A 21649-nucleotide genomic window follows, 5' to 3' on the forward strand; every position below is an offset into this window, starting at 1 on the left:
AAATTTCACGGCGCGCACCAAGCCTTGTGCTACCGCCCTGTAATGTTAAGAAATCCGGTGTGTTTCTTTAGCGTTCTCAGCGTCAGGTAAATCACCGCGCCGGCGATGAAGAACAACAGCCACGCCGTGTCCAGTGGCGTGTTGTCCTCGAGGTAATCGCGCCCCTGGTCCATCACGAAAAATGTCACGACAATGGCAAACAGGTCCGAATATTCGCGCTTGAGCACGTTGCGAAGCGAGAATGGCAAAGCGGGTTTCTGCCAGCCGTGCAGGCGCGGAAAGAAGGCCGGCACGGCATTGGCCCATTGCAGATAGGCAGTCCCGAATTTCTGCCCCAGGAACCGCTCTTCCGCGGCGATAATGCGTTCCATGTAAATGATGAGGAACAAGGCCATGGTCAGCGCGACATAGATGTCCTGGGTGAACAGCGCGACAGCGACATAGATGATCGAATTGCCGAAATAGAGCGGATTGCGCGTCAGCGAATAGATGCCCGTGGTATTCAGCGTGTCCGCGACCTGTCCGCGCGTATTGCGGCCCGAGGTGCCGGCCGGCACGAAACCGACGGTAAGAGCGCGGACGCCAAGGCCGATGAAGGCCAGGACGAGACACGACGTCTCGTAGGCGCTGTCCCAAAAAGTGCCGAAATGCGCCTCGATGGGTTCCGGCCGCATCAGCGCGAAGATGAAGAGCGGTGCGAAGCCGAGCAGAATGTAGCTACGCCAGCGGAACAGCCAGTTTCCCTGGCGCATCATCGAGTCGTTGATCATCAAGGCCACCATCGTTTTTCGGCGCTACCGATGATAGGCAATTCAGGTGAAATTGGGACATCGAATGTGCAAGCGGCAGAGTCTCGATGGCTGGCAACGCGCCGTTCACGGACTTTTGTTTCCGGCTGCACTGTCCGTCGATTTCGGCCCGAACTCGAAAATCAGCCGCCCAGAAGATTGTGGGCCGTGCGCATGAATATCTTCGACCCGATCGGGATCAGATCGTCCGGAAAGTCATAATCTGGATTGTGCAAGGCGGGGTATCGCTCGCCGGCGCCGAGGAAGAACATGGCCGATGCCGCGTTGTGGCCGAATATGCCGAAATCTTCCGATGCGCGCATCGGCAGGCTTTCTTCTCCGTGGCCGACGCCCTCTTCATCCAGCGCGCGCCGCAAGTGCTCGACCGCGTCGTCCGCGTTGACGCTGGCAACGAAGACTTCATGATAGTCAAAGCTGGCCGACAGGCGATGCTCTGCCGCGATCCGCGCAACCAGCGCTTCGGCTGAAGCGCACAGATCGGCCATGCGTTCGTCGCGCCGCGTACGCAGCGTCGCCCAGACCTCCGCATGACCGGGCGCGATGCCGAATACGGCTTCGCCCATCGTCACATGGGTGACGGTGACCATGCCGAAATCGTCGTCGGCAAAGGTTCCTCGCCCAAGTCCGGTCAGTGCCGGCATCAACTGGCTTACCGCCAGCATCGGCGAATCGCCGGTCTCGGGCATGGACGAGTGCGCGGTCTTCCCCTCCAGCACGATGCGCATGCCGCGTGAAGCACAGTTCACCACGCCGGGCTTGAGGCGCACCTCGCCGAACGGCACGCCCGGCAGATTATGCAGCGAGAAAGCGAAATCCGGAGCGATCTCGCTGAAGCGCGGATCGGCCACGACGCCGGCCGCACCATTGCCGGTTTCCTCAGCCGGCTGGAACATCAGGACGACGCGGCCCCGGGCGGGCCGCTGCCGGCCGAACTGGCGGCCAAGCGCGGCAAGGATGGCCGTATGTCCGTCATGGCCGCACATATGCGATTTGCCGGGTACGAGCGATGAATGGGGGACGCCCGAAAGTTCGTGGATCGGCAGCGCATCGAGTTCCGAGCGGAACAGAAGCGTCGGTCCCGGCTCAAAGCTGTCATAGACCGCTGCCACGCCGTGCCCGCCCAGTCCGGTCAGAACCTTGTCCGGCCCTGTGTCGGCGAGAAAGTCCACGACCTGCCGCGCCGTCCTCTCCTCTTCGTTCGAAATTTCCGGGTGCTGGTGCAGTTTGCGCCGCCACGCCGTAAGCTCGACAAGGTCTCGATTGGTCAGGGTCACGTTTTCACCTCCGCTACAGCATCGGACCGAAAATTGGAACCGGCTTTCGGGTTACTCCGATGCTCGATCCATACCATGCGGCGTCCTCCTGGCCATCCGGTCTGGTTGAACAGGGCGACTGAACCGCTGGGCCAGCACAGGCGAACGGACTGCGGGCGAGCAAGGGTGCGGTATCAGCGCGGCAACTCAATGTGGAAAGAGGATTTCCCCTTTGCCGAACACCGCATTGTCGCCGCCATATTTGCGCGGCGTCTTGCCCAGCAGCGGTTTTTTGAAAATGCCTTCGGCAATCAGATGCCGGTCGGCGACGGCGGCGAAAACGCTGTCGGGCGCGCTGCATTCGATGAAGGTCGGCGATAGCCCGGTCGGCGCGCGGTCGAGCAGTATGGAGCCGCGCCGCATCAAATAGCCCGGCATCGCGCCGGTGCCGCCGGCAACCACCAGCGTGCCGGCGATCATGCGGCTACCGGCATGGTCGCCTGTGCCTTTCAACACCGCAATCAGCCCGCGCCGCATGCGGTCGGCAGCATAGGCGCCCGCCTTGCCGCGCACGATCAGCACGCCACCATTCATGCCCGCCAGTTCGCCGGCAAGCGGCCCACCGAGATTGTCACCGGCATTGCCTTTGATTTCCAGCCTTCCGCCCCGCATGCCCGACCCGGCGTGCGGGCCGGCATTGCCCTCGATGACGAGACTGCCACCCTGCATGACGCGTCCGGCCTGGGCACCCACGTCACCGACGATGCGAATTTTTCCTTCCTGCATGCCCTGCGCCGCCATGTCGAACCGATGGCTGCCGCCTTCAAAAACAATTGTCGCAGGATCGCTGCCGGATACGCGGAAAACATCGCCGACCGTGGCGGCGCGGCGCGATAGACCGAGACGCAGCGCCTCGATTTCGCGCGCGCCCTTGCCGGCCAGGTTCTGCGGCGTCAGTGCCGAGAGGTCGAGGCGTTCGGACGGCTCCGAGACGAGCGTGAAGGTCAGCGCTTTCACGGCAGCAAATCCTTCAGATGATAGTGGAATTTTCCCAGCTTGCCGCCGTAATTGCCGGCGCTGATGCGGGACGCGCCCTTGTCCGGCCCAAGCCCGGTCACGGCCTTGATGCCGGCCTTCATGGCGGCAGCGACCGCATCGCTGGTTTCGCCGTCGATGACGATTTCCAGCACGGCGTTGTGGTCGGGGCCGAGTTCGCTGTTCACCACGCCGCGCAGCGTCGGCGCGAAGGCATCGTTGGTCGAGGCCAGCATGCCCTTGTACTTGCCGCCGACCTTGGAGCCTGAACGGACGACGCCGCCCGGAAACGGCATGATCGCGCCCGGAATTTTTTCGATTGCCGCGACCGCCGCTTCGGCGGCGGCCAGCGCCTTGGGGTTACTCTGCGCCAGTAGCAAAAGATTGCCGCCGCCAACCGCTTCCTTGGTCATGCCGGTCGTCGCCTCGCAGAAAAACTCGCCGTCCATGACCGGCACCCGCCAGAAATGACGGCCACCGAGTTTCTTGGAAATCTGCCAGCCATCGCCGAAATAACGCAGCGCGTCACCAAGCTTGAGCTGGTTCGGACCTTCCAGCCCTGCGAAGCAGGCGCTGCCGGGGCAGGTCAGCACGCATTGGCCAAGACGGTTCTGCAATTGCTTCTGCAACTCGTCGGTGCTGACGGCAAACAGCATGACGCGGCAGCCGGGCCGGCCGTCCGGGGTGGCGGAGGGCGGCAATTCGACGTCGATGGAGGCCTCGCAGCCGCAGCCGATGACCGAGGTGGCGAAGCCGGTCATGGTGATGGCCGCCTGCCGCGCCCATTTTCGGTTCGGCCCGGTGATGATGATCGCGGTGGCGCGCATGCCGAAGGCTTCGGCAAAAGTGTCGTCGATCAGGACGCCGTTGACCTCTAGCTTCGGCATGACACCTCGCCGAACGGATTTTCGCGCGCAATGGCGGAATCGGGGAAGTCGAACCAGTCCAGCGACAGGCCGTAGCGGCTTTGGTGATAGGCATCGAGCCGCCGCACCATCGCCTTGTCCGGCGGCGGGTTGAGCCGCAGCGCCTTGCCCCAGCGGTAATGCGTGACCTCGCCGTCCTTCACGACCAGATCGCCGTTCTTGAACACGAAAGCCGCAGCCCCCATCATTTTCGCGATGTTTTCGTCGCGGCGGTAGATGGCGATGTCGGCGATAGCGCCGGCGCCGAGATGGCCGCGATCCTTCAGCCCCAGCAATTTGGCGGGGGCTGCGCGCGTCATGATCGCAATTTCCTCGAAGGTGTATTCGCGTTCGATGGACGCCAGCGTCGACAGTTCCATCGCGACTGCCGGCAGGCCGGCCATCGCCTCGTTGCGGGCGTCGCGGCTCATCAGCAGTTCGAACAGCCACGGATAGGTGGTGAAGGGCGCGCCGTTGGGGTGATCGGTGGTGAAGAACACCCGCCACGGATCGTTGATCAGCAGGAACAGTTCAAGGCCGATGGCCCACTGCATCGAGCCGTAAAAATCCTTGCGGTAGCGGTAGGGCACGACCCCGCCGCCATTGCCGTCGCTTTCGTGGATGACGCTTTTCCTCGGATGGGCGCTGCCGCGCGCCGAAAACTGCCGCAACACATCCGCCGAGACGGTTACCGTCTGGCCGAACATGACCTGGCCGACATCGATGGTGATTTCCGGCGTGCTGTTGACCCGTTCCGCAAGCCGTGCGGCGGCGGACGAGAATTTGCGCTTGCCCTCGGTGTCGTAGGCATAGAACTGGAGATGGGCGAGATGCAGCGGCAGGCCTTCCGCCGCCGCGATCGTCTCGGCTGCGGTATCGGCAGCCCCCGGCGAGCCGAGATTGTTGCAGTGGATATGCAGCGGATGCGGCACGCCCAGCCGATCAACCGCCGCCTGCAATGTCTTGACGATTTTTCGCGAACTGACGCCGTAGCTCGGCACCACATCGTCAAACGAAAATGTACGGACATCCTCGCGGAAGGCGGCGGATGCGCCGGCATTGATGACCTTGACGCCCAGCGCGCGCGTCGAGCCGACCGTCCAGGCGACGTAATCCTCGATCATCTGGGGCGAGGCGTCGTCGCGGATCATCGACAGCAGGAAATCGTCATTACCGAGGATGGCGAGCGTCGCCTTGTCGATGATCGGGATGTCGGCCAATTCGAGATGCGTGTGAAGGGCGGCCCCCGGCGCCATGGCCGGCTCAACCACGGTGGTGAAGCCCATTTTGGCGTAGCGGACCCCCGTCTCGAAGGTCGACCAGCCGGCGGTGGAAAGCGGCGTTGCCGCCGGGCGGGGCCGGTGCGCAGCATGTTGTTCGGGCAGCAGCAACCGCGCCGTATTCACATTGCCGCCGCCTATATGGGAGTGGATATCGATGGCGCCGGCCATGACCACGCAGCCGGAAACGTCGATGCTGCGGTCGGCAACGCCGCTGGCGGGCGCGTCGACAATCTCCTCGTCCCGGACCCACAGATCGCCCTTGCCGAGGCGGCCATTGACGGGATCGACGATGTCGCCACCAGAGATTTTCGTCAGCATGGCAGCGCCGCCTCCGCGTCAAAATGGCCTGCGATGGTACGCAGTACGGCAGCAGTGGAGGGCAGTTGCGAGGCAGCACCTGCCGAAACGGCCCTCAACGTGCCGGTGCGGGCCGAATAGACCACGCCGTCATGGTCGATGCCCGCTTCGCCGATAGCGATTGTGACGGCCGCGCCCGCCACCGGCTGCACGGTTTTCGTCAAGGCGATCAGCGAAACGCCCTTCGGGGTCTTGAGTTTCTGGCTGGCGTTGGCAGCGATCCACAGATGCAGGTCGGCCTCGCCGGCGGCGATCATCCGCGCAACGTCGTAGCGCCAGGGGTCGTATTCAGGAAAGCCGCGTGAAAAACCGGTGCGCGGCGCAAAGCCGGTCATCCAGGTGGAAGCCAGAATGCTGCCCCAGCCGCTTTCACTTGCCGGCAGATGCAGACCGGAGGCGCGCGATTTTTGATTCAGGTCGTCGAGCAGCCCTTGCAGCATTTCCAGCCCGAACCGGTCAACGCCATGGCCGGAGAAGACGAAGACTGGATAGCGTGCGGACTTGAGGCCGTTTGCGAAAACATCGAAATTCGACACCGGCGTCGACACTTGCCGCCCGCCAAGGCTGGCGCGGATCGCAGCGAGCGTCGCATTCAAGCCGGCCTTGCCGCAGGCGAGCGGTGTGCCGGCCGGGACCATGCCGCCGTCATTTCCGATGAGAAAGAATGTCCGGGCATTCGCGGCCGAAAGATCGGGCGTGGTGCTGGAAAGTTCCGCCAGCAAAGTGCCGTAGGCTTCCGGCAACTTTCCGACGATCACCACGACATCGGCCCGCCGGCGAACCTCGCCGAGCGCAACGGTCATTGCGCCCCTGTCGGTAAAAAGCGCCGTTTCGCGGGCAAGCGCCGCGCCGCTCACATGGTCGTAAGCCGCACCTGTGCGCTCCGCCAGCGCGATTGCCGCGCGCGTTCCATGCACATCCGTGTCGAGACTGAAAACCGGGCACCGGCTCGCCTGCAAGAGGGAAGCGGCATGTTCGGCCGCGCGCTCGACAGACGTCTCCCGGTTGCCGATCCATGCAACCGCCATTCGTAACGCTACTTTCTGGTGCCGGCCCAACCCTAGCCCAAACCGGATCGACCGTGAACCCCACAATTATCGCGGCACCGTCAAAGCGCCGAGACCGCCCGACACCCAGATGTCAGTTTTCAATCATATTTGACATAGGCAAAGCGCTGGTCCGTTTCCGGCGTTCCCTCCAGGGAACCGCCTTCCTTCGCCGGCTGCCACTGGACGACATCCTCGATCTTTTTCGCCAGTTCGAAATCCTTGTCGGTGACGCCCTTGGCCGCGTGATTCGTCAGGCGCACCTCGACCCAGGCATAGGATGCGCTGATGTCGGGATGGTGCCAGGCAGCCTCGGCGAGATGGCCGACCGTGTTGATGACCATCAACGTCCCCTTCCAGCTATGGGTTTTGTATTTTCGCCTGATCCAGCCGTTTTCGTAGCGCCATTTGGGCAGGTCCTTTTCCAGCCGAGCGACGATTTCGGCCTCAGAGTAGGTTTTTTCCTTGATCTTATCGCTCATTCCCGATCTCCACGGTTTGTCCAACTTGCCTCACCGGGGAAAATCCCTATCATGGCGGTGGGCACCTAAACTTCATGATGCGTGTATGATGCACCCGTCGGGGGGTAGATGTCGAATTCTGTCACAATCCATGTGCCTGCGCGGCTGCATCTCGGCTTTCTCGACCTGAACGGGAATGCCGGTCGTCGATTCGGCAGCGTCGGGCTTCCGCTGAGCGAACCCGAGACCGTCGTGACGCTGACCCGCGCCGGAGAGACGCTGGTCGAAGGCCGCGAAAGCACGCGCGCAAGCGAGCATCTGCTGGCGCTTTGTGCCCATCTCGGCATTCGCGGCCATCATCATCTGGCGATCGAACGCTCCATCCCGCGCCATGCCGGCCTCGGTTCCGGTACGCAGATCGCGCTTGCCGTCGCTGCCGCCCTGCGGACGCTGCACCGCCTGCCGCTCGACACCGGCGGCGATGCCACGCTGCTCGAACGCGGCGGCCGCTCCGGTATCGGGATTGCGAGTTTCGAAAGCGGCGGCGTCATCGTCGATGCAGGCAAGGGCGATGGCCCCCACCCGCCGCCGGTCGTGGCGCGGCTGCCGTTCCCGGAAGAATGGCGGGTGCTGCTGATTTTCGACCGGGCCGAACATGGCCTGCACGGCGAAGACGAGATCGCGGCGTTCCGCTCGCTGCCGCCTTTCCCCGCCACTTCTGCCGGCGAAATCTGCCGGCAGGTGCTGATGGGGGTGATGCCGGGGCTGGTGGAACGCGATTTGCCGGCGTTCGGGGCGGCCATAACCGCCATACAGACGCTTGTCGGCACCCATTTCGCGCCGGCGCAAGGCGGGATATTCACCTCGAAGCGCGTGGCCGCGCTGGCAAACAGCCTGGCCGAAGCGGGCGCGGTCGGCATCGGCCAAAGCTCCTGGGGTCCGACCGGCTTTGCCTTCGCGCCGTCGCTGGCCAAGGCTGAGGGGATGGTCGATGCCGTCCGCCACAGGGTGCCTGACGGCATGGAGGTCACAATCGTGCAAGGCAGGAACGCGGGCGCAAGAATAGTTCCGGTGGAACTGAACCTCGTCGGTAGCTGAACATCGGCGTCAAAAACGCCCAAAAAGGTTGGAAAAAATGGCCCCCAAGAACATTTTGCACATGCTGACCCCGCTGAAGCACATGAGCCCGTTCGACGTGAACATGGCGCTCGATGCCGGCTTCGACGCGGTCGTCCCCTATGTCGACGTCAGCCTCGCGGAGGTGACCGGGCTGGTCCAGGACGCGATTTTCTCTCGCCCGCCGGATTTTGGCATCCACACCGGCATCTTCATTGCGGGCAAGGATGCTTCGCTGGCGCTCGACATGATCGATGCCGCCAGAAAGGCGATGGTGCCTCCCTTCGCCATATCGGTATTTGCCGATCCTGCCGGATCGTTCACAACGGCCGCCGCCATGGTCGCCAAGGTCGAGAAGGCGCTGAAGAAGTCCTTCGATCGCGGCCTCGCCGGTGCGAAAATCGCCGTCTTCGGCGGCACCGGCGTCGTCGGCTTCTGCACGGCGGTGATCGCCGCCAGGGAGGGCGCGAAGGTCACCATCATCGGCCATGACGGCGTCGAGCGGGTGAAGGCAATCGCGGCCGAAATCAAAACCCGATTCAAGGTCGAGGTGGACGCCGCCGACGGCTCGACCGAGGCCAAAAAACAAGCCGCCGTCGAAACCAGCGAAGTGATCCTGGCCTGCGCCAAGGCCGGCGTGCAGGTGATTTCCAGGGCGCAGATGAAGGGTGAAAACCTGCTGATCGCCGCCGACGTCAACGCGGTTCCGCCCGCCGGCATCGAGGGCCTGACCGTTCACGCCAATGGCGATCCGATCGAAGCGACAAAGATTGTCGGCATCGGCCCACTTGCTATCGGCAACGTCAAATATAAGGTCGAGTCCGGCCTCTTCAAAAAGATGATCGAGGCCGACAAGCCCGTCACCTTCGATTTCCAGGATGCATTTTCCCTTGCACGCGAGTTCGCAAAATAGCGGCCGATCCCTGCTGATCGCCGCGATCTCCGGCCGGGCGCTGGCAGCAGCGGCACGTCGCTCCGGCTATCGCCCATTGGTCGCCGATTTTTTCTGCGACGGCGATACAATGGCACTGGCCGAACGCACCATGCGGCTGCCGGGCGACCTGCACAGCGGCTTCGACGGCGACCGCCTGCTCGATGCGCTGCGGGCGCTGGCCGGTGACGACCAGCCCGTTGCAGTGGTGCTTGGATCGGGTTTCGAGCGCAAGGCGCAGACCGTCGACGCCATCGCGGAACAATTTCCGCTCGCGGGCAATCGCGGCGCGGCGATCCGCCGGATCAAGGACCCGTATCTGCTGGCCGCCGATTGCGCGGAACTCGGCATCCCCCATCCGGATCTTCGACGGGACACGCCGCCCGATTCGGAAAACTGGGTCGTCAAGACCGCTGGCGGCGCCGGCGGCATACATATCGAACGCGCCAATGGGGCGGCGCCGTCAACGGACCGCTATTTCCAGCGTTTTGTTCCGGGCCGCAGCGTGTCCGCTCTGTTCGTCGGCGACGGCCGCACCGCACACATCGTCGGCTTCAGCCGGCAGTGGACCTCGCCGGCACCGGATGCTCCTTACCGCTACGGCGGCGCGGTGCGGCTGAAGCGCTTCGAACGCAGCCAAGCGGAAATGATCGGCGGCTGGCTATCCGGCCTCACGCAGCGCGCCGGCCTTGTCGGCTTGTGCAGCGCCGATTTCATCCGTGGCGCGGATGGCTATGTCCTGCTCGAAATCAATCCTCGACCCGGTGCTACGCTCGACATTTTCGACTGCGCCGACGCACCGCTGATGCAGGCGCATCTCGATGCGGCGGCGGGCAAGCCCTGTCGCCTGCCGCGCTATGCCGACTGCATGGCCTCGATGATAACCTACACGGAACAGCCGGTAGCCCGCTTTCCCGACATCGCCTGGCCGGACGGAACCGCCGACCATCAGCCGCCCGGAACGGAACTGGTCGCCGGCGATCCGGTCTGCACGGTCTTCGCACGCGGCCCAAACGCCGAAGCGACGCGACGGATGGTCAGGGCACAGGCCCGGCAATTGCAACATTTTTGGGAAGGAGCCCGAACATGAAAAACGGCTCGGCATTCCTCAACGATAACGCCCAGCGTGTCGCCGAGGGCATGATCCACGATGCGGAGCGCTTGCGCATCGCTGTCGCCAGAGGCCCGTCGGGCGAGTGCCTCATCGATACCGGTGCAAAGACGACCGGCAGCATCGAGGCAGGATTGCGCATGGCCGAAGCCGCCATGGGCGGGCTCGGCTCGATCACCACGAGCATGGACCCAGCGTCGAAATGGCCGCTCACGATACAGGTCCGATCCTCGCAGCCGGTGCTTGCCTGCCTCGGCAGCCAGTATGCAGGATGGAACCTTTCCGGCGACGGCTACTTCGCCATGGGGTCGGGGCCGGCACGCGCGCTTGCCCGCGTGGAGCCGCTGTTTTCAACGCTTTCCTATCGCGACAGCGCATCGAACGCGGTGCTGCTTCTGGAAACCGGGAAGCCACCGCCGCCGGCCGTCGTGGAGAAGGTCGCCAAAGCGACCGGCCTGGCACCCGAAAAGCTGACCTTCCTCTATGCGCCGACGCAAAGCCTGGCCGGGGCCGTGCAGATCGCCGCGCGCGTGCTGGAGGTTGCCCTGCACAAGGCCAACGACCTGAAGTTTCCGCTGGAAAACATCGTCGATGGCATGGGCTCCGCTCCCATTCCCGCACCCCACCCGGATTTCCTGACCGCCATGGGCCGGACCAACGACGCCATCCTCTATGGTGGTATCGTGCAGTTGTTCGTCAAAGGCACAGCCGCCGATGCAAGCGACCTGGCGCAGAAATTGCCAAGCCGCGCCTCACGCGACCATGGCCATCCTTTCGCCGAGATATTCAAGAAATTCAAAGGCGATTTTTACGCCATCGATCCGCTGCTGTTTAGTCCGGCGCAGATCATTGTCACGGCAATCGAGACCGGCGATACGTTTCGCGCGGGCGAGCCCGACCTGGCAATGCTCGAACGAAGCCTCGGCTGACAGGGATGCACAGACCATCATGAGCGCCAGACCTTGATCCCGCGCATCCTCATCGTCAGCGACGGTTCGGACAAGCGGACGAAGGGCCTTGCAACCCGTTTGCGCCAAGGTGGCGCTGTCGTTGCGACTGCGCCGCTCGCCGCAATCGCCTTCGACACGGGCAGCCCCGGCGGGCTTTCCATCCCCGGCCTCGGCCCCGAGGCCGGCAACGGCTTGCCGGATGCGGTTCTGGTCCGCTCGATCTCCGCGGGTTCGTTCGAGGCCGTCACGCGCCGCCTCGGTGTCTTGCACGCGCTTGGCCGGCTCGGCGTCACAGTCTGGAATTCCGCGCAATCGATCGAGCGCTGCGTCGACAAGTCGATGACGACTTTCCTGCTACAGAATGCCGGCCTGCCGACACCGCCGACCTTTGCCGTTGAAGGATTTGCGATGGCACAGGAGATCGTCCGCCGGGAATTGCCGAACGGTCCGCTGGTATTGAAGCCGCTGTTCGGCGCGCAGGGGCGCGGGATCAGGCTGATCCGCTCGCTCGCCGATCTGCCGCCACCGGACGAAGTAGCCGGCGTCTATTACCTCCAGCATTATGTTCCGCGTCCCGGCCCGCCCTACCGGGATTTCCGCGTATTCGTCTGTGCCGGGCAGGTCGTTGCCATGATGAGCCGTACCAGCGGCGACTGGATTACCAACGTCAACCGGGGCGGCTTGCCGGCGGCGGTCGAAAAGACCCGCGAGGACGACCTGGCAAGGCTGGCGATCGCCGCCTCCGCCGCGGTCGGCACCGATTTTTCCGGGGTCGACATCGTCCAGTCCGATGACGGCCGCCTGTTTGTGCTCGAGGTCAACAGCATGCCGGCATGGACCGGGCTGCAGTCGGTCGCCGCGGTGAACGTGGCCGATGCGATAGCGGACGCGCTTATGGCATTCGTGACCGGAAGCGCCGAAGCACCGGCTGTAGCGCTACGCCCGCGCCGCGTCGAACCCGCAAGGCCATGACATGACGGCGTCGCGGGAACATATCCGGATAGCCTATGAAGACGCGTGTCGGCGCGAGATCGAGGCGCTGAAGCCGGGCAATGTGCATGTCTTTTCCGATGGACATGGCATGACCACCGATCAATTCCTGACCAGCACGCGCGTCTCGTCGGGACCGCTGACCGATCCCGGCCTGGGCCTGGGCGCGCGCATCCGGGAAGCGGTGCATGCCACGCGAGAGGCCGTCGCCACCAACACCAACCTGGGCATTCTTCTTCTGGCCGGGCCGCTCGCCCGCGCCGCCGAAATGCCGGGCGACAGCCTGCGCGGCAATGTCGACGCGGTCTTGCAAGCTGTCGGACCGGAGGATACGAGACTGGTTTTCGAAGCAATCACGCTGGCCGCGCCGGGTGGCCTCGGATCGGCCGAAAACGATGTGCGGGAAGCCCCGAAAGTAACGCTGCTTCAGGCCATGCGGGAAGCATCCGACCGGGACATGGTCGCACGCCAATACACCAACGCTTTCGACGATGTTTTCACTGTCGGCGTGCGGACGCTCGAACTGGCCTTATCTCGCGGCGAAGCCGGCATGTGGCCGGTCATATTCGCCTACATGGCGTTTTTTGCCGAATTTCCCGACAGCCATGTGGCCCGCAGGCATGGCGATCGGATTGCCTTGCAGTTGCGCGACGAAGCGGCTGAGGTCAATTCGACGCTTCACGCCACGACCGACGAGGCGTCGCGCCTGCGCCTGCTCACCACGTTCGACCGACAGTTGAAAGCGCGGAAGATCAACCCGGGAACGTCAGCCGACCTGACCGTCGCCAGTGTTTTCGCGCACAGTCTCGCGACCATCTTGCATTAAGGGACCGATGGTGCTTGACTTGTGCGAAGCAGGAAACTTTTCCCGCTGCTATCTAGCCAACCGGTCCGGACATTCCGGGCGCTGCCAACAAGGATAGCTGTTCATCGGGCACACGCTCGGTTGCGGCTCTTTGAACACAACAATGGTGGTTTTGGAGGAAATTGGTATGGCAAAGATAACCAAAGTAATGGTCGGCGAATCCTTGGTCGGAGACGGCAACGAGGTGGCGCATGTCGACCTGCTCATCGGCCCAAGGGGAAGTGCAGTCGAGGCGGCCTTCTGCAACGCGCTCACCAACAACAAGGATGGCTTCACCTCGCTTCTGGCGGTGATCGCGCCCAATCTTCAGTGCAAACCCAATACGGTGATGTTCAACAAGGTCACCATCAAGGGCGCAAAGCAGGCGGTCCAGATGTTCGGCCCGGCCCAGCACGGGGTCGCAAAAGCCGTGCAGGATTGCGTTGCCGAAGGCATCATCCCGGCGGCCGAGGCGGATGACATCTTCATCTGCGTCGGCGTGTTCATCCATTGGGACGCGGACGACGACGCGAAGATCCAGAAATACAATTACGAGGCGACCAAGGAAGCCATCCAGCGCGCAATCTCTGGTACGCCGACAGCCGCCGAAGCCACAGCGCAGCGGGACAAGGTCAAGCACCCCTACGCGGCTTAGACAAGAGACAACCCCGCACAGGCAAAGCCGTTGGCGGAGCCTGACGGCCTGATGCGCCGGTTGAAAAAATTGCTGGGCTTCTGATACCCAAGCTTCGCCCGAAAAGTATTTTGCTTTTCGGGCGAAGCGGTTTTGGGACGGGAATGCCCGCTCCCCTGTTTCGGAGCGCGCACCACATCTCGGTCACTCTACGCGCTAAGCGACGCGAGTTGCGCGGACGTCAACGTGCCGTCGTGAAGCGAGGTGGCGACCAGCGCACCCTCCATGCCAAGCGAAGACAGGCTGCGAATGTCGCTTTCGTTACGCACCCCGCCGGCAGCGATCACGGCGCGATTTCCGGCCTTTGCCTTGATCTCGGTCAGGCGCGCGAAATCGGGGCCGGCGGCGGAACCGACCTTGGCCAGCGTCATGACGATGACCGTTTGCGGCCAAATCTCCGGCCGTTCCAGCAGGGACTGCGGCCCGCGAAATCCGTCAGCAAAGAAATCGAGCGACAGGATCAAATGGGGATTTTCGCAGAAACGGCGCAGCAGCGTATCGTCGGCCTGCGATTCCGATCCAAGAATGGGAAACAGGAAAGGTTCGGCAAGCGCTTTTGCAAGGGCGTTGCTATCGGCGATGCCCGCGTCGATCCATAATTCAGGGGCCTTTTCCATGGCACGCAACCGGGCCGCCGCACCGACGTCGGGCGCTCCTCCGGCGATGGCGTCCAGGTCGGCGATATAGAAGGTGGAAAACGGATGAAGGTTGCGCAGGCCCTCGGCTACCGCGACGATGTCGGAACCGGTGCTCAGCGGGGTTATGATCGGCTTGTAACGGTCGCGCCTGCCCTGTACGGCACGAACAACCTCGCCGCCTTTCAAGTCCAGGACTGGAATGATCCGCAATTTTTTCTCCCTATACCCAAGCCTGCCTATAAGACTGCCAGCCCTTTGTCATGAAAGTTCGAAGTTTGGAAAAGAAGACGAAAATCATTGCCGGGTTCGATGTCGGCGGTGCCCATCTGAAGGTGACGCGCGCGGTCGATGGCCGCATCGTCGCAGCGAACACCTTCCTCATGCCGCTTTGGCTGGGGCTCGACCGCCTGAAGGCGGCGCTTGACGAAGCCGCACCGCTTTATGCGGGAACCGATCTCAACGCTTTCACCATGACCGGCGAGTTGTCGGATATTTTCCCATCCCGCGATGCCGGCGTCGCAGCCCTCGCCGACGAGATTTCGCGGCATTTCCCGACAGGTGAAAAGCTGATCTATGCCGGGCGCTCTGGCTTTATCGGCGTCGAGAAGGCCGGGCAGAACGCGCTCGACGTGGCGTCGGCAAACTGGCATGCGACGGCTTCGCTGGTTGCCAGACTGGCGGGCGACGCGCTGTTCCTCGACATGGGCTCGACCACCACGGACATCATCGCCACCAAGGCCGGGATCGCCACCAAGGCCGGGACCGTCATCAATCATGGCTATACCGACGCCGAGCGGATGCTGAGCGGCGAACTGGTCTATACCGGCTTCACCCGCACATTCCTGTTCGGCATTGCTGACTCGGCCCCTGTTCGAGGCCGAACGACACCGCTGATGAATGAGTATTTCGCCTCGATTGCCGACGTTCACCGCATTCTGGGCGTGCTCGATGAAAACGACGACAAGCACTCCACCGCCGACGGCAAGGAAAAGACGGTCAATGGCTCGGTCTCGCGGCTGGCGCGGATGATCGGACACGACGCCGCCGACCTGAACGCGACCGAGTGGCGCGATATCGCTGGCTGGTTCAGCGAACAGCAGTTGCGGAAGATTCACGACGCGACATTCCTCGTTGCCGGCAATGCCGCAGCGGACGCACCGATTGTCGGCGCTGGCACGGGCCGCTGGCAGATCAGGCGGCTGGCCGAGCGCATGTGCCGCCGCTTCATTGATTTTTCCGACCTGATCCCCGCCGACGAAGCAGTCAAGAGCGAAGCAAGCAGTGCAGCACCCGCTTCTGCCGTGGCGCTGTTGGCCGGCTATCTACCGTAAGCTGCTGCTAACGGTTTGCGTCCGGTTCACCGCTCTTTTCGGTGTCCAGATGGTCGCTGACGCGCTGCATCAGCCAGCCCCAGGCCTCGGCCTCTTCGGGGCCGGCAGTCTTGTCGATGGCGATGGTCAGATAGGCGATCTCCGCCTCGATCTTTTCGCGCGGCAGCATGCCGAGCCGGCTGACCAGGATGGCCAGTTCCAGCACCGCCGCCTTGGCGCGGTTCATGCCTGTAAAAGGCGCGTGCATTTCCTCCTGCACCACACGGCAGAAATGGCGCGGACGCACGCCGTCATCGCTTACGGACACGACTTCCAGAACCGAATGGGCAAGCGCTGCCTCCAGGCGCGGCACCGGGTAGCCCGCGACGGGCACGGTCGGCCAGTTTTTTCGCCCGGTCAGGCAACCGGCAAAGATGCGCACATCGTCGGTGTAGCTGGCGACGGCAAACGGCACCTCGCCTAGATTGTCGAGGGTGGTCGACGGACGGAACGGCGCGACCACCCAGCTGTCCTTCTCGGCGATGATGCCGAGCGGCGCGATATGGACCTTGCCGGCCTTGTCCACCGTAGTGACGATGCACTCGCGAATGTAAGGCACCTACCCCTCCTTTTTCGCGCGCAGCGTATGGCCGGCTTCGGCAAGGCGGGTGCGGTCGGCCTCCGGCGCGGGTGCCGCCACGCCCCAGGCGAGCGGTTCGTCCTGCGCGTAGCGTTTGCCCAATCGCCAGGCGATCTCGGCCTTCATCAGTTCCACCCCTAGATAGAAAGCGTGTGCGCCGTCCGCTTCGACCCCAAGTCCGGGAAACAACTCGAACGCGTCCTTTGCGACCGCGTGGCCCTTGTTGTTGAAGATGTGGATGCCGTCTTCACTCGTTGCGATGCGGAAATTGCCGTCGCGCACGCTGGCCGCCAGCGCCTCGATGTCCTCGGTCGTCGCCGTGAACGGTCTTCTGTCGTGAATTTGCAGCAGGCCGGCATGATAGCCGCGCGGCAGCGCGCCGTCATTGTGGGCAGCAAACATCATGCGGCGCGCGATGTCGTGTTCCTCGACGGTGTGCACCGTGTGCGGGCTGACATGGACGGTCAGCACGTTGCCGATCCGCAGTTCCGAGCAGAGCCCGGCCAGCATGGCGGTCATGCCGGAACTGTCGGCGTCGGTCAGTTCCGTGAGGTTGCCGGTGCCCATCAACAGCTCAATGTCCGGCCAGCGGCGGCGCGCTTCGATGAAGCGGCCGAGCGAGGCGGCAAAGCCGAAATGGATCGGATCGAGCACCGGATCGGCGATGAAGGCAATGCCGGCCGTTTGCGCGATGGCAATGGCGCGGCCGAGCGAACCCAGATCGCCGGGCACCGCCGGGATCAGCACCGGCATCGCGCCATGGCCCAGCACCAGCGGCAGCGTGGTTTCGTTGAGGCTGAGCAGGTAGTCGGCACCGGCCTGCGCGCCGATCAGCAATTCGTCGGTGCTGGCGGAATCGACGCTGACGCAAAAACCCTGGCGCTTCAATTCGCGCACCGCCTCGTCAAGCAGCGGAAACGGCGTTTCCGGCAGGCAACCGAGGTCGATCACATCGGCACCCGCCGCCGCCAATTTTCGCGCTCGCGCCAGCAGGCCCTCGATGGACAGCATCGGCGCATCGACGATTTCGGCGAAAATGCGCATGTCGTGGCGTGACAGGTCGGGCGCTTGCCCCGCCCGCCCCAGAAAGACCGGCAGGTCGACGATCTCGTCGGGCCCGCGCACGAAAGGCACGCCGAAATGCGCGGACAGATTTTCGACATCGCCCCGGTAGCGGCCGGGCAGGATGACGCGGTCGGTGCCTTCCGGCAGGACCAAGCGCCGCTTGATGATGTCCTCGCTCATCAGGGCGGCGACCTTGACGCCGATGTCGATGATCTCCCAGGAAAAATCCGTCTCGCCAAGGCCGGTCAGCAGCTTTTCCAGCCGGGCTTTGGCCAGATGGCCGGTGACGAAAACAAGACGTTCAGACATCGCCAGCCAATTCCGCCTGACGCTCGCGGATCGCCTGCTTCAGGCCGGCCAGCGATTCCACCACGCGGGTTCGCTCGAAGGTTTTCAAGCGCTCGGTGTGCTCCAGATCGATCTTGCGCGGATAGACCTTGACCATGCCGTGCGGCGCCATGGTTTCGAGTTCGGGAGCGGTGTCGCAGGCAAAGACGATGGACGGAATGCGGCATTTACCGGCCTGGGCGAAGACATTGGTGGCCAGCGTATCGGAAATGCCGAGCACGCATTTGGCGACGGTGTTGGAACTGGCCGGTGCGATCACCACCGAATGATAGACGCCATGATAGAACTCGCCGACCGGCACGGCGCTGGCGGTCTTGTCGTGCAGCACGCGCGCGCCTTCGGGGAAATCGAGCTTGAGCTTGTACATGCGCAGCACTTCATTGGCCGCCTTCGAAACAAAAACATCGCAATGTTCAAGCTCGTGGATGAGCGCAAAACTTTCGGTGAAAAAATGGCCGGACCCGGTCAGAACCCATGCCCAGCGTGGCGTGTGCAGCTTGGCCATGTCCTATCCCGTTTTTTTCATGGCGCGCACCGCCATTTTCTGACCCGGCAACCTGCCTGCCCCCAGCCTCGTAGAAGCCGTCGCTGCGTCGCGTGGGCCGGCCAGATAAAAATCAACGCCGGCAGGCAGCATGGCGGCGAAGCAGGCGTCGACGATGCCGTTGGCCGCAAGCCGGTCGATGGTATCGTGTTCGGTGAATGCATTGCTTTGCTTGACCAGCAGCAGCGTTTCCGCGCCGATTTTTCCGGCAAGCCAGGCGGCCAGAGAGTCCGAGGTGATGTCCCATGAGGCAGGAATATCGGCCGCGCTCAGTGCCATCGATGATGGCAGCCACACCGGGATTGTTTTGCGTTCAAGCGCCTGTTCGATCTCCGCCAGCGACTGCGCGGGGACCAGCCTTTCATGACGGTCGAGGAGGACATGGCCGAACTGCTCCATGGCGAGGATCGCCATGGCGTGCGCGGCCTTGTCGGAAAAACCCATGCGCTTTTGCGCGTCCCGGACCTGATCGGCGAACGGCCCGCCGCCGGGCACGATGACGAGCGGCAGGCTGGAACCCGCCAGCGCCGCGATCCATACGCCCAGTTCCACCGCGCCCGCCGTGCTGCCGCCCAACTTGACGACGACACGCCTCACGAGTTGAGGCCCTTCTTGGAGAACACCGCACCGCCCTCCTGAACTGGGCGACGCTGCGCCTTTACCTGCTGGCGCTTGCGTTCGATCTCGACACCGACGCCGCCAGCACCCAGTTCGAGTTTCTCCACCCTGACCGTGACGCGCGCGACACGCGGATGTTCCAGCACAAGCGCCGCCACCTGTTCGGCCAACGCCTCGCTGAGTTGAACGTGGCCGCGCGCAACGATGGTGCGGATGCCGTCCATGATGATGTCGTAGGAGAACACATGGCGCATGTCCTGCGGATCGTCGGTCACCCGCAATACATCGGCGGTGACGTCGAAACGGACTTTTTGGGTGTGGCCGTGCTCGAAACTGTAAGCGCCGATATTCACCGGCAACACAAAGTCGCGCACGAAAATCCTGTCCGTCCCAAGCGTCGGGTCGACGCCCGGTGAATAGCCTCGCGCCGCCAGCAGGCGGTAATCGACGCTTGACGGCGTGCCAGCCCGAGGCTCCTGCGGGATCAGTTCGCGGATCTCCGCCACGGCGTCCGGACGGATCGCGCCGGCACGTCCGGCATCACCGCACAACGCACCGCGAAAGCCTAGAAAATCGGGCGCGAAGGCCAGCAAGCGGGGAACGTCCGGCGCCTCCAGCGATCCGCTCAGGCCAACCAGCAGACCGAGTTCCCTGGCCCGGTCGACAAATTCCGGGATGCGCTGGGGCGGCAGATGGTCGAGCAGCCGGCCATTCGATTTTTGCGCCGTGTCGACCATCGCGCCGTGAAAGCGATGTTTCCCGAATACCGGCAAAAGCTCGAAGTCCGGCGACAGGTCGGCGAAAAGCACGGCGATCAATTTCGTTTTCGCGGCAAGCGGTTCGAGCGCAGCTGCGCAGGCGGCGGCATTTTCCGAGGGGAAAAACCCGATCTTGACATAGTCGACGCCGGTCGCCGCGATTTCCTCGGCCTTGGCGAGGATCGTTTCAGGTTCCATCGGCAGGTCGCCGCAGACCGCGCTGACCGGCGCCCGGCCGGCGATGGATGCTACGGCATGGCGGATGGTTTGCGTTGAGGCAGCACCGAGCGCCCCGACTGCCGGGTCCTTCAGATCGACAATGTCGGCGCCGCCCGCAAGCACGATTTCCGCCTCTTCGGTGCCGGTGACGCTGGCCAGCATTCTCGTCATTTGAACAGGTTCTCCAGCTTGGAAGACGCAACCCTACCCATAAGCCAAATATCCTTGCTGCGCCCCGTGAAAAAACACGAGGCTAAAGCGGACCGGAAAAGTCCACTTCCAGGGTTTGATAAAAATCTCTGGTCGGGTAAGGTCATGGTGGGCACCTTGACTTCGCGCCGGTCCGATCACAATCGGACTTTAGCGCAGGAAGGGTAATTTATCGATGACGAGCGCGGTGCCAGGCACTCTGGTGGCCTTATTGTGCTTTTTTTCCCTGACCGTCAACGCACCCGGCGCGTTTGCACAGGAAGCGACGGTCAAGCCCGAAAAACAGATCACCGAAGTCAGGATCGGCTATCTGCGGGCCTATACGCCGGAATTGACGCTTTCGCTGCTCGACCTGCCGCCGCGCGATGAAGGTATCGCGGGTGCGAATGTGGCGATCGGCGACAACAACACTACGGGCAAGTTCCTCGGCCAGAAATTCGCCCTCGACATCGCCGAGATAAAACCGGACGCGGACGTTGTTCAACCGTTCAACGACCTCATCGCCAAGGGCGACCGCTATGTGGTGGCGGACCTCTCGGCCAAGCAACTGCTGTCCATCGCCGATATCGCCCGCGACAAGGGCGTGCTGATCTTCAATATCGGCGCGACCGACGACGATCTGCGCGAGGAGAATTGCCGCATCAACGTCTTTCACATCGTGCCGACGCGCAGCATGCTGGCCGACGCGCTTGCCCAGTATCTGATCGTGAAGAAATGGCCGAAATGGGTGCTGCTCTACGGCTCGCACGAGAAGGATCACCTCTATGCCGACGCCTTGCGCCGCGCGGCAACCCGTTTCGGCGGCGAGATCGTCGCGGAAAAGGAATTCAGGGACACCGGGACGGCGCGCCGCACGGATACCGGCGCAACCCAGATCCAGCAGCAGATTTCGGTGTTCACGCAAGACCTGCCCGAGCATGACGTGGTGCTGGTCGCCGACGAAAGCGAGGTGTTTGGAACCTATGTTCCCTACCGCACCTGGATGCCGCGGCTGGTGGCCGGCACGGCCGGCCTCGTCCCGTCGTCCTGGCATCCGGCCAGCGAACAATGGGGCGGCATCCAGATGCAGAGCCGCTTCCTGAAAACGACGGGCAGGCGGATGCTTTCCAAAGACATGTCCGCCTGGACGGCGGTGCGGGCGGTTGGCGAGGCGACGACGCGCACCAATGGCAACGATCCGAAGAAGATCGACGCCTATATCCGCTCGGACGATTTTTCGGTCGCCGCCTTCAAGGGGCAGAAGCTGACCTTCCGCAAATGGAACCTGCAGCTTCGCCAGCCGATCCTGCTCGGCGACGCCAAGTCCGTCGTTTCAACGTCGCCGCAGGAAGGTTTCCTCCACCAGGTTTCCACACTGGATACGCTCGGCATCGACCAGCCGGAAACCAAATGCGTTCTCAAATAAAATAGAGCGTCCTTAACTAAAGCAAACCGGGAGGAATTTTGGTGCATAGACGAACTTACGCATTCGCCATTCTGGCAAGCGGCCTGATGGCCAGTCCGGCGGCGGCCTA

The 21649-nt window shown here is 63.2% G+C and carries 22 protein-coding genes; 9 read left to right on the forward strand and 13 right to left on the reverse strand.

Annotation, left to right across the window (positions count from 1 at the left end):
* Nucleotides 1-29: 29 nt before the first annotated feature.
* The 7 genes from ACX3P0_RS16040 to ACX3P0_RS16070 all read right to left on the reverse strand — a co-directional run bounded on the left by ACX3P0_RS16040 (nucleotide 30) and on the right by ACX3P0_RS16070 (nucleotide 7170).
* On the reverse strand, nucleotides 30-770 hold the full coding sequence (locus ACX3P0_RS16040; protein ID WP_459089947.1) for a methyltransferase family protein: 741 nt from the start codon (nucleotides 768-770) through the stop codon (nucleotides 30-32).
* Nucleotides 771-931: 161 nt separating this feature from the next.
* Nucleotides 932-2083, reverse strand: a complete 1152-nt coding sequence (locus tag ACX3P0_RS16045) for an amidohydrolase (protein ID WP_459089949.1) — start codon at nucleotides 2081-2083, stop codon at nucleotides 932-934.
* Nucleotides 2084-2269: 186 nt separating this feature from the next.
* Nucleotides 2270-3079, reverse strand: coding sequence for a formylmethanofuran dehydrogenase subunit C (locus ACX3P0_RS16050; RefSeq protein WP_459089951.1), 810 nt, complete (start codon nucleotides 3077-3079; stop codon nucleotides 2270-2272).
* Complete coding sequence (gene fhcD / locus ACX3P0_RS16055; RefSeq protein WP_459089953.1) at nucleotides 3076-3984, reverse strand: formylmethanofuran--tetrahydromethanopterin N-formyltransferase; 909 nt, start codon at nucleotides 3982-3984, stop codon at nucleotides 3076-3078. Before fhcD ends, ACX3P0_RS16050 begins: the two co-directional genes overlap by 4 nt.
* Complete coding sequence (locus ACX3P0_RS16060) at nucleotides 3972-5603, reverse strand: formylmethanofuran dehydrogenase subunit A (RefSeq protein ID WP_459089955.1); 1632 nt, start codon at nucleotides 5601-5603, stop codon at nucleotides 3972-3974. The genes fhcD and ACX3P0_RS16060 overlap by 13 nt, the downstream gene beginning before the upstream one ends.
* Nucleotides 5597-6670 (reverse strand): tungsten formylmethanofuran dehydrogenase, encoded by a 1074-nt coding sequence (locus tag ACX3P0_RS16065; protein ID WP_459089957.1) that lies wholly within the window; start codon nucleotides 6668-6670, stop codon nucleotides 5597-5599. Before ACX3P0_RS16065 ends, ACX3P0_RS16060 begins: the two co-directional genes overlap by 7 nt.
* A gap of 119 nt (nucleotides 6671-6789) precedes the next feature.
* Nucleotides 6790-7170 carry a 4a-hydroxytetrahydrobiopterin dehydratase gene (locus tag ACX3P0_RS16070; RefSeq protein ID WP_459089959.1) on the reverse strand — a complete coding sequence of 127 codons (381 nt, stop codon included), beginning with the start codon at nucleotides 7168-7170 and terminating at the stop codon, nucleotides 6790-6792.
* A 108-nt stretch (nucleotides 7171-7278) separates the two neighbouring features.
* On the opposite strand from ACX3P0_RS16070, the gene ACX3P0_RS16075 reads away from it, so the two are divergent.
* From ACX3P0_RS16075 to fae, 7 genes are all read left to right on the forward strand, one after another.
* On the forward strand, nucleotides 7279-8247 hold the full coding sequence (locus ACX3P0_RS16075) for a beta-ribofuranosylaminobenzene 5'-phosphate synthase family protein (RefSeq protein WP_459089961.1): 969 nt from the start codon (nucleotides 7279-7281) through the stop codon (nucleotides 8245-8247).
* Between the two features lie 37 nt (nucleotides 8248-8284).
* A complete protein-coding gene (locus tag ACX3P0_RS16080) occupies nucleotides 8285-9178 on the forward strand; it encodes an NAD(P)-dependent methylenetetrahydromethanopterin dehydrogenase (protein WP_459089963.1) in 894 nt (297 codons plus the stop codon).
* Nucleotides 9156-10286 carry an ATP-grasp domain-containing protein gene (locus ACX3P0_RS16085; RefSeq protein WP_459089965.1) on the forward strand — a complete coding sequence of 377 codons (1131 nt, stop codon included), beginning with the start codon at nucleotides 9156-9158 and terminating at the stop codon, nucleotides 10284-10286. Before ACX3P0_RS16080 ends, ACX3P0_RS16085 begins: the two co-directional genes overlap by 23 nt.
* On the forward strand, nucleotides 10283-11236 hold the full coding sequence (mch, locus tag ACX3P0_RS16090) for a methenyltetrahydromethanopterin cyclohydrolase (protein ID WP_459077666.1): 954 nt from the start codon (nucleotides 10283-10285) through the stop codon (nucleotides 11234-11236). The genes ACX3P0_RS16085 and mch overlap by 4 nt, the downstream gene beginning before the upstream one ends.
* Nucleotides 11237-11269: 33 nt before the next feature.
* Nucleotides 11270-12229 carry an ATP-grasp domain-containing protein gene (locus tag ACX3P0_RS16095; RefSeq protein ID WP_459089967.1) on the forward strand — a complete coding sequence of 320 codons (960 nt, stop codon included), beginning with the start codon at nucleotides 11270-11272 and terminating at the stop codon, nucleotides 12227-12229.
* Between the two features lies 1 nt (nucleotide 12230).
* Nucleotides 12231-13073, forward strand: a complete 843-nt coding sequence (locus ACX3P0_RS16100) for a triphosphoribosyl-dephospho-CoA synthase (protein WP_459089969.1) — start codon at nucleotides 12231-12233, stop codon at nucleotides 13071-13073.
* A 166-nt stretch (nucleotides 13074-13239) separates the two neighbouring features.
* Nucleotides 13240-13746, forward strand: coding sequence for a formaldehyde-activating enzyme (fae, locus tag ACX3P0_RS16105; RefSeq protein WP_459077663.1), 507 nt, complete (start codon nucleotides 13240-13242; stop codon nucleotides 13744-13746).
* A 188-nt stretch (nucleotides 13747-13934) separates the two neighbouring features.
* On the opposite strand, the gene ACX3P0_RS16110 is transcribed toward fae, so the two are convergent.
* Complete coding sequence (locus tag ACX3P0_RS16110; protein ID WP_459089971.1) at nucleotides 13935-14633, reverse strand: HisA/HisF-related TIM barrel protein; 699 nt, start codon at nucleotides 14631-14633, stop codon at nucleotides 13935-13937.
* Between the two features lie 50 nt (nucleotides 14634-14683).
* On the opposite strand from ACX3P0_RS16110, the gene ACX3P0_RS16115 reads away from it, so the two are divergent.
* Entirely contained in the window at nucleotides 14684-15754 is a 1071-nt protein-coding gene (locus ACX3P0_RS16115) for a hydantoinase/oxoprolinase family protein (RefSeq protein ID WP_459089973.1), read from the forward strand.
* A 7-nt stretch (nucleotides 15755-15761) separates the two neighbouring features.
* Here the strand turns inward: ACX3P0_RS16115 and ACX3P0_RS16120 are convergent, their stop codons facing one another.
* Genes ACX3P0_RS16120 through ACX3P0_RS16140 form a run of 5 tightly spaced genes read right to left on the reverse strand, consistent with a single transcriptional unit; the run spans nucleotide 15762 to nucleotide 20096 of the window.
* Nucleotides 15762-16352 carry a DUF447 domain-containing protein gene (locus ACX3P0_RS16120; protein WP_459077660.1) on the reverse strand — a complete coding sequence of 197 codons (591 nt, stop codon included), beginning with the start codon at nucleotides 16350-16352 and terminating at the stop codon, nucleotides 15762-15764.
* Complete coding sequence (locus tag ACX3P0_RS16125) at nucleotides 16353-17747, reverse strand: DUF6513 domain-containing protein (RefSeq protein ID WP_459089975.1); 1395 nt, start codon at nucleotides 17745-17747, stop codon at nucleotides 16353-16355.
* A complete protein-coding gene (locus ACX3P0_RS16130; protein WP_459077658.1) occupies nucleotides 17740-18291 on the reverse strand; it encodes a flavoprotein in 552 nt (183 codons plus the stop codon). The genes ACX3P0_RS16125 and ACX3P0_RS16130 overlap by 8 nt, the downstream gene beginning before the upstream one ends.
* Nucleotides 18292-18294: 3 nt before the next feature.
* Nucleotides 18295-18927 (reverse strand): amino acid kinase family protein, encoded by a 633-nt coding sequence (locus ACX3P0_RS16135; protein ID WP_459089977.1) that lies wholly within the window; start codon nucleotides 18925-18927, stop codon nucleotides 18295-18297.
* On the reverse strand, nucleotides 18924-20096 hold the full coding sequence (locus tag ACX3P0_RS16140; RefSeq protein ID WP_459089979.1) for a (5-formylfuran-3-yl)methyl phosphate synthase: 1173 nt from the start codon (nucleotides 20094-20096) through the stop codon (nucleotides 18924-18926). Before ACX3P0_RS16140 ends, ACX3P0_RS16135 begins: the two co-directional genes overlap by 4 nt.
* Nucleotides 20097-20310: 214 nt before the next feature.
* Here ACX3P0_RS16140 and ACX3P0_RS16145 point away from each other — a divergent pair, with 214 nt between their 5' ends.
* Nucleotides 20311-21540, forward strand: coding sequence for an ABC transporter substrate-binding protein (locus ACX3P0_RS16145; protein WP_459077655.1), 1230 nt, complete (start codon nucleotides 20311-20313; stop codon nucleotides 21538-21540).
* The last annotated feature ends 109 nt before the right edge of the window (nucleotides 21541-21649 follow it).

This window comes from Mesorhizobium sp. A556, assembly GCF_054489545.1.